The following is a 7,178-nucleotide window of genomic DNA, read 5'->3' as shown; positions in this document are numbered from 1 at the left end:
TTACTACAGGTGTGCTTGTACATACTACCCTGGCAGCTTTTGGATTATCGCTGATCCTTTCTCAATCGGCAATGGCATTTAGTTTTGTTAAATATGCCGGCGCCGCTTATTTAGTATGTCTTGGCATTAGCAAATTCTTTTCAAGGGATACAGTTTTAAAAAAAGATATGCCTGCTATAATAGAGTCTGTAAGGAAAACTTATTTATCTGCGGTGCTTACCAATGCACTCAATCCCAAGGTGGCAATCTTCTTCCTGGCTTTCTTTCCGCAGTTTATACAGCCCGCCCACATCCATAATGCATTGCCTTTTATATTACTTGGGGTTACTTACGGACTGATGAGTTTAGTATGGTTTATGATATTAACATTTTTTGCAGGTTCCCTTTCAGTCCGGTTAAAACAACGGCCTTTATTTGGCGTTTGGCTAAATAAATTCTCAGCTATAGTTTTTGTGCTGATGGGTGTTAAAATTGCATTCACAAAAAGGTAATAGCAAAAAAAAATCCCGGCGCCCCCACAGCGACCGGGATAATCACCCCCTGTAAAAAAACTTTTATTTCATATACTCCTTATCCAGAAACACATACCGTGCCCTGTCATTTTCAGTTTTTTGTTCGCTTTTTACATCGATATCCATAAACTTAACCGGACTTTTATCTGTGTTGGCGTCCCATTTTGGCAAGCCTGATCCATTGGGATTGCCGGTTTTTATAAAGTTGGCAAAGTAATTTTCCATGGTTTCTGATACTTTATAGTCATCAGGTGTCCATGCATAAACTTTATTACTGGCCAGGTTACCCATGGCATACTCAATTTCTGAAGCATGTGAAGCACCTACCGCTGCAGGTGCTTTTGGCGCAGGTTTAGCGGCATCTCCTTTAACAACTCCTCCTGCAAGACCCGCTGTGGCATTACCCATTTGCGCAGTCATAGACGGGCGGATGCGCGAAAAGCAATAACGATAAACAGGTTTACCACCAGTTTGAATTTGCAGATCGGCCCATTTCCAGGTGCTGTACACTATAAACCTATCGCTTGATAAGGCTGTAGCCGATTTAATAACTTCCTCATCTGTTGATGCAGGGTATAATTTCATCGCCTCATCGGCCTTATCACCATATATAGTAGCGAGTGTTTTTTTATAGTTCTCCAATGTTGGTGCATCGGCGCGCATTAAAAACTGGTATGGTACCTCGGCCGAGTTCCATCCTACCAGGATTGGTATTTTAGCTTGTTCGCCGGCTTCAAAAATTGCAGGTAAAGATTTTGGCAATAAATAGCCATCAATAGTAGGCGACATTGGCGTTGAGCCTGGTTTAAATACAGCATCCAGCAGGTCAGCCGCAGGTATTGCCCTTAGTTCGGCCAGTGAACCGGCTTTTACATGGGTGGCAAACGTTACTCCGTTTTTTTCGGCATCGGCCAGTGGTATTGAGTTTAACGTTGGTTTTATACCCGCGCCACTCTCGCCTATTGCGCCAATGATGAGGTCTTTTGACAATGGCGATGCCATCTGCACCGATACAGATATTGAACCGGCAGACTCACCTGCTATAGTTACATGTTTAGGATCGCCACCAAATTTAGCCACGTTTTTTTGAACCCATAGTAAGGCCGCATTTTGATCAAGGTAGCCATAGTTACCCGATGAATGATTAGGCGATTCTTTGGTTAAATCGGGGTGAGAAAAAAAGCCGAACACGCCCAGCCTGTAATTCACGGTAAGTACAACAATACCCTTTTTTGCCATGCTTTCACCATCATAACGTGGTTCAGAGCCATCGCCTGCGGCAAGACCTCCCCCGTAAAAATATACCAGTACGGGTAATTTTTCCTTCATGGTTTTTGCGGGGGTCCACACGTTCAGGTACAGGCAATCTTCGCTCATACCGGCTGAGCGGAATCCCATATCGCCAAAAATTGGCCGTTGCATCGGCTTGTTTCCAAAATGATCGGCCTTGCGTACGCCATCCCAGTTTTTTGCCGGCTGTGGCTCTTTCCACCGCAGATCGCCAACAGGTGGCTGGGCAAAAGGAATCCCCTTAAAGATAGTTACCGGCGAACCTGCCTCTTTTACGCCTTCCAGTTTCCCGTTTTCAACGGTTACCTGGTTTGTTTGTGCAATTACTTCTACGGTAGCAATTTGCACCAGCATCAATACTGCTAAAAATGGTTTTATCATATGGCTATAATTAGTTTAGTTGGTTTAACACGAAGATAAGATATCTATTGTATCATTTTGTTACAATAATAAATTAATTTTATCCGGGTAACAATTTTTTTTTGTTACTTGCTATAATTTTTATTTATAAAGCATGAGTAACGAATCCAGGAAACAGGAAATTAATGCCGGCGGAGATGGTTATTTGCCTGGGTTGGCTACTGATACCGTTATTTTTGGCTTTCATGATAAACAGTTAAAAGTATTGCTGCTCACCTATAAAAACACGGGTCTGTTTGCGTTGCCCGGTGGTTTCATACGCGATACCGAGGATGTAAACGAAGCTGCCCGCCGGGTTTTGTTTGATCGTACCGGCCTAACCAATATCTTTTTGGATCAGTTTTATGTTTTTGGCGATAAAAGCCGGCATGATACCGCACCGCTAAAGGCCATCATGACAGCAACAAGGGGTGTTGCTCCGCCCGATGATCATTGGCTGCTGAAACGCTTTATATCTGTTGGCTATTATGCCCTGGTTGATTTTACAAAGGCTATCCCTACTCCCGATAGTATATCAGATAGTTGCGACTGGTTTGGGTTGGATAATTTGCCCGACCTGATGCAGGATCATAAACTCATTATTCAAAAAGCTTTGGAAACCTTGCAGGCCAACCTTGATCAAAAACTTATCGGCTTTAATTTATTAACCGACGACTTTACCATGGGCGATCTGCAAAGCCTTTATGAAACCATTTTAAATAAGAAACTTATCCGGGCGGCCTTTCAGCGTAAGATACTGAGCCTGGGAATATTGGAGCGTACCGCCAAAAAATGGACCGGCGGTGCACATAAAGCCCCCTATCTGTACAGATTTATATCCACACGATAGTTTCTGTCATAATTCAACCCCATAATTGTCGTATTCTGCCCGCTTTGGTTATCTTTAATCAACGTAAATTTACTTCTGTAAACAATAACCAAATTATCAACTAAACTTCAATTAAAATGGTAACAATTAATCCGTATTTAAATTTCCCTGGTAATACCGAGGAAGCTTTCAATTTTTACAAATCGGTTTTTGGCGGCGATTTTTTAACTGTAATGCGTTTTAAAGACTCCCAGGAGGCTGGGGGTATAGCCGAAGAAGACAAAGAAAAACTGATGCATATAGCCCTGCCAATTGGTAAAGGCAATATATTGATGGCCACAGATGCTGTTGGCCAAATGGGTATGGGGTACAAGCCAGGCAACAATTTCCAACTTTCTTTAACTACAGAAAGCGAAGAAGAAGCAAACACGCTGTTCAATGCGCTATCTGCCGGGGGCCATGTAATGGTACCACTTGCACCAGCATCATGGGGCGACTTTTTCGGGTGGTTTTCTGATAAGTTCGGTATCTCATGGATGGTAAGCTATTCACCTAACCGCCCGCAGTAAATTTTACAATCATGGGTACCAAAACAATTAAGATCACTTATTGGATATTGACTGTTTTGCTTGTGCTGTTTATGATAATGGATGGCATAGGGGGCATTACCCGGCAGAAAGATGGCGTGGAGGTTATGCGGCACCTGGGATACCCTATTTACAGCATGGTTATTTTTGGCATAGCCAAGCTTTTAGGGGCTGTGGCTATTATTCAAACCAAATATAAAACCATCAAAGAGTGGGCATTTGCAGGCTTAACATTTACCTTTATCGGTGCTTTTGCATCAAGGGCCTTTGCGGGCGATGGCATCGAGTTACTTTTTCCGGTTGTATTCCTGGTGTATTTGGTGATCACTTATATTTTTTGGAAAAAATTTGATCAGCTTAAACTAGCCGGATAAATAAAAATTAAACCTTAAAATCATGAAAATCGCTGTAATCATTGTTCGTACCCTTGTTGGCCTGATGTTCCTGTGGGCATCAGCAGCATATTTTTTAAAACTTTACCCTGCGCCGGTGATGACAGGCGATGCTAAAACTTTTAATGAAGGCTTAATGGCCGCCGTTTATTTAATGCCGCTGATTAAGGCGCTGGAGCTGGTTTGCTCTATATTACTGCTTATAGGCAGATGTGTTGCGCTGGCTTTAATAGTGCTGTTTCCTATTATGGTAAATATTGTTTTTTATCATGCGTTTTTAGGACCGGCGCAATTACCTATTGTAATAGCGTTATTAATTGGCATTCTATTCCTGGCATATACACAGCGTGATAAATACGCGCCATTGTTCACCTGGAAATAAACAAGCTGTACACGGATTAAAAAATGAACTGTTATGACGGTAGAAGTTTTTAAAACCAATGTAAACAAGCGTAAATACGCCAAAGTTTTATTGCAACACATCCATAAAACGTTCTCGGGCTACAACGCCAATTTCGACCTGGATGATTGCGATAACATATTGCGTGTGCAGTGTAACAATGGCACAATCAGGTCCAAAGCGTTGATAATGTTCCTGAGAGATTTCGGTTACCACGCAGAGGTGCTGACGGAATAATACCAATTATTTAAAACAAAAACCAACTCTGGTAATTTTTAATAATTAAAAGGAGGCTACCATGTTAAAAGACAGCAAAGCATTCAGCGGTTTTTCGGTAAATGATATACCAAAAGCCAAAGAGTTTTATGGCCACACATTAGAACTTGAGGTTGAAGATGACACTGAAATGCCGGGCATTTTACATCTCAAAATTTCTGGTGGTAATAATATCATTATCTATCCCAAACCCAATCATGTGCCTGCAACCTTTACAATCCTCAACTTCCCGGTTCAGGATGTGGAGGCGGCGGTTGATGAACTTACCAAACGTGGTGTTAAGTTCATTGTTTACAACGAAGAAAACTTTAAAACCAACGAGAAAGGAATCTTCACTGCGGGTGGGCCCGTTATCGCGTGGTTTAATGATCCGGCAGGGAATATATTATCTGTTATTGAACAAAAGGGTTAGCCGAGCTTTTGTTATAATAGCAAAAGCCCTTAGGTAGATTCTACTTAAGGGCTTTTACGTATACCGTTTTATAAAATTACTGTAGGTGATATAAATATGGCCTCCATCTTCCATTTGGCTTTTACTCTCCCTTTAAAGGACACCCCATCTGCCTTTAAAATAATAGCCCGATAAATCCCCAGGGTCACAGGCTTACCTTAAATGGATCTATCACAATCAAACAATGGATGTTAGAACCTTTTTTTTACTTTACCATTGATAAGTAAGGTTAGTTTGCAAAAAAACTATTAAATGCAATTTATTATACACTTTTTATGCGTATTTTCGGTACGATAAATGTTTACTTGCATTTATCAATATTAAAGTTAAGTATTTTACGAATATTTGTAAAAAAACAAACTCTTAGTATTATTTTAACGTACACCTGATACTTTAAAAGTATAATTTATTTGCAAGGTGTTCAAAACCTAATCTACTTATTAAATCGTTACTTTACGTGTTTTTAATTACCTTTTAATCCAGATTACGCCAAACCAGCAATATGAAGAGAACCTTACTAATTGTAGATGACGATTTAAGCATATTGAAATTACTTAATTTTATTCTTTCAAAAGACTATGATGTTGTGGTTAAAAACAACGGCATTGATGCATTTGGTTGGTTAGAAGATGGCAACATGCCCGATCTGATCCTTTCTGATCTTGAAATGCCTTATTTTGATGGCCAATCATTTGCTAAAAATGTTAAAATAAGTGGGTTTTATCGCGATATTCCGGTTTTATTGCTATCCGCGGCCCACGATCTGGATGAGCAGGTAAGCAAAATGCCTTTCAAAATAGACGGCCACATGTACAAACCATTTAAACCTACTGAGCTAAAATCGGCAATTAACAAACTCTTACAAGTTTATGAAGCACAAAACGTCTGATTGGAACGAAAACTCAGGTTCGCACATCAAGATTGCTTATGCCGGAGTGGACTTTAAAAACCTGATATTAACCGGCCTTAGCAATTTTAATATCCATCTTAACGATTCCCTCGCCGAGCTTGACAATTACCTTAAAGAGCAGTCTATTTTAACCGTACCAGACATTATCCTGATGGAGGTAGATGCAAATGGAAAATGCTTTGCACTTGTTGAAGAAATTAAAAAGAGCTTTTTACTTAATGGATCAATTATCGTTTTGTTATCCACTCAAAACGACAAAACACTTAAAAAAAGGGCTATTCAACTTAAGGTACATGATTTTTATAGCCAGCCTTTTGCTATCGATGACCTGCGCGAAAGGCTAAACTTCCTGGTAACCTTTAAGCTGATAAAACCAAAGCTGCTTGAACTTTCAAAAGAGGTTGATACAACTTACAAAATGCCTTTTGGAAAGCGCATTATTGACCTTGGCATCTCGGGGGCAATGTTATTTTTCCTGTCGCCGCTTTACCTGCTTATCGCTATAGCTATAAAGCTTGATTCAAAGGGGCCGGTACTTTATAAAAGTAAGCGGGTTGGTACAGGTTATAAAGTGTTTGATTTTTATAAATTCAGATCGATGCGAACCGATGCAGATCAATTGTTAGCTCAATTGTCAACAGAGAACAATCAATACGCAACCGGGGGCGGAGCCAATAAGGCAGCATTTGTAAAAATCAAAAACGATCCGCGTATAACAAAACTTGGCAACTTTTTACGTAATTCGAGCCTGGATGAACTGCCGCAACTTTTTAACATATTAGTCGGCGATATGTCTGTAGTTGGCAACAGGCCACTACCGGTTTACGAGGCTGAAATGTTAACCTCAAACGAATGGTCGATGAGGTTCCTGGGCCCTGCCGGTTTAACCGGGTTATGGCAGATAAGCAAACGGGGAAAAGAAGATATGTCTGAAAGGGAAAGAAAAAAACTGGATAACTTTTATGCTCAAAAGTACTCTATTTGGTTAGATTTACGGATTATTGTTGGAACTGTGCCAGCTCTCTTTCAAAAAGAAAAAGTATAAATAATGAATAAACCTATAAAAGTTTTTTGCTTTTTATTAACTATCACCCTGTTTTCTAAACAATTATATGCCCAGGAAACATTTATT

Annotated in this window: 10 protein-coding genes; 9 read left to right on the top strand and 1 reads right to left on the bottom strand. The window is 40.3% G+C overall.

Annotated elements, in window-relative coordinates; genetic code table 11:
• The coding region (locus AC1DPZ_RS18745; protein WP_477406206.1) for a LysE family translocator at nucleotides 1-491 on the top strand (491 nt) is incomplete at its 5' end.
• A gap of 63 nt (nucleotides 492-554) precedes the next feature.
• Here the strand turns inward: AC1DPZ_RS18745 and AC1DPZ_RS18740 are convergent.
• Nucleotides 555-2,183: a carboxylesterase/lipase family protein gene (locus AC1DPZ_RS18740; RefSeq protein ID WP_477406204.1), complete on the bottom strand. Its 1,629-nt coding sequence runs from the start codon at nucleotides 2,181-2,183 to the stop codon at nucleotides 555-557.
• 133 nt (nucleotides 2,184-2,316) lie between these two features.
• Here AC1DPZ_RS18740 and AC1DPZ_RS18735 point away from each other — a divergent pair, with 133 nt between their 5' ends.
• The 8 genes from AC1DPZ_RS18735 to AC1DPZ_RS18700 all read left to right on the top strand — a co-directional run bounded on the left by AC1DPZ_RS18735 (nucleotide 2,317) and on the right by AC1DPZ_RS18700 (nucleotide 7,091).
• The gene (locus tag AC1DPZ_RS18735; protein WP_477406202.1) at nucleotides 2,317-3,051 is read left to right on the top strand and encodes an NUDIX hydrolase; all 735 of its coding nucleotides are present in this window, start codon (nucleotides 2,317-2,319) and stop codon (nucleotides 3,049-3,051) included.
• A gap of 116 nt (nucleotides 3,052-3,167) precedes the next feature.
• On the top strand, nucleotides 3,168-3,599 hold the full coding sequence (locus AC1DPZ_RS18730) for a VOC family protein (protein ID WP_477406200.1): 432 nt from the start codon (nucleotides 3,168-3,170) through the stop codon (nucleotides 3,597-3,599).
• 11 nt (nucleotides 3,600-3,610) lie between these two features.
• Nucleotides 3,611-3,991 (top strand): DoxX family protein, encoded by a 381-nt coding sequence (locus AC1DPZ_RS18725; protein WP_477406198.1) that lies wholly within the window; start codon nucleotides 3,611-3,613, stop codon nucleotides 3,989-3,991.
• Between the two features lie 22 nt (nucleotides 3,992-4,013).
• Nucleotides 4,014-4,391, top strand: a complete 378-nt coding sequence (locus tag AC1DPZ_RS18720; protein ID WP_477406196.1) for a DoxX family protein — start codon at nucleotides 4,014-4,016, stop codon at nucleotides 4,389-4,391.
• 33 nt (nucleotides 4,392-4,424) lie between these two features.
• A complete protein-coding gene (locus AC1DPZ_RS18715; protein ID WP_477406194.1) occupies nucleotides 4,425-4,646 on the top strand; it encodes a hypothetical protein in 222 nt (73 codons plus the stop codon).
• 61 nt (nucleotides 4,647-4,707) lie between these two features.
• Entirely contained in the window at nucleotides 4,708-5,097 is a 390-nt protein-coding gene (locus tag AC1DPZ_RS18710) for a VOC family protein (protein ID WP_477406192.1), read from the top strand.
• A 541-nt stretch (nucleotides 5,098-5,638) separates the two neighbouring features.
• On the top strand, nucleotides 5,639-6,025 hold the full coding sequence (locus AC1DPZ_RS18705) for a response regulator (RefSeq protein ID WP_477406190.1): 387 nt from the start codon (nucleotides 5,639-5,641) through the stop codon (nucleotides 6,023-6,025).
• The gene (locus AC1DPZ_RS18700; protein WP_477406188.1) at nucleotides 6,006-7,091 is read left to right on the top strand and encodes a sugar transferase; all 1,086 of its coding nucleotides are present in this window, start codon (nucleotides 6,006-6,008) and stop codon (nucleotides 7,089-7,091) included. Before AC1DPZ_RS18705 ends, AC1DPZ_RS18700 begins: the two co-directional genes overlap by 20 nt.
• Nucleotides 7,092-7,178: the final 87 nt, after the last annotated feature.

It is taken from the genome of Mucilaginibacter sp. P4_G9, from assembly GCF_056400985.1.
Note: the sequence above shows the minus strand (reverse complement) of the source record. Positions and strands in the feature narration are given on the sequence as shown.

Bases quoted from the DNA above. Each gene is read 5' to 3' on its own strand.
- AC1DPZ_RS18705 (WP_477406190.1), top strand. From the start codon at position 5,639: ATGAAGAGAACCTTACTAATTGTAGATGACGATTTAAGCATATTGAAA.
- AC1DPZ_RS18730 (WP_477406200.1), top strand. From the start codon at position 3,168: ATGGTAACAATTAATCCGTATTTAAATTTCCCTGGTAATACCGAGGAA.
- AC1DPZ_RS18725 (WP_477406198.1), top strand. From the start codon at position 3,611: ATGGGTACCAAAACAATTAAGATCACTTATTGGATATTGACTGTTTTG.
- AC1DPZ_RS18715 (WP_477406194.1), top strand. From the start codon at position 4,425: ATGACGGTAGAAGTTTTTAAAACCAATGTAAACAAGCGTAAATACGCC.
- AC1DPZ_RS18720 (WP_477406196.1), top strand. From the start codon at position 4,014: ATGAAAATCGCTGTAATCATTGTTCGTACCCTTGTTGGCCTGATGTTC.
- AC1DPZ_RS18740 (WP_477406204.1), bottom strand. From the start codon at position 2,183: ATGATAAAACCATTTTTAGCAGTATTGATGCTGGTGCAAATTGCTACC.
- AC1DPZ_RS18735 (WP_477406202.1), top strand. From the start codon at position 2,317: ATGAGTAACGAATCCAGGAAACAGGAAATTAATGCCGGCGGAGATGGT.
- AC1DPZ_RS18700 (WP_477406188.1), top strand. From the start codon at position 6,006: ATGAAGCACAAAACGTCTGATTGGAACGAAAACTCAGGTTCGCACATC.
- AC1DPZ_RS18710 (WP_477406192.1), top strand. From the start codon at position 4,708: ATGTTAAAAGACAGCAAAGCATTCAGCGGTTTTTCGGTAAATGATATA.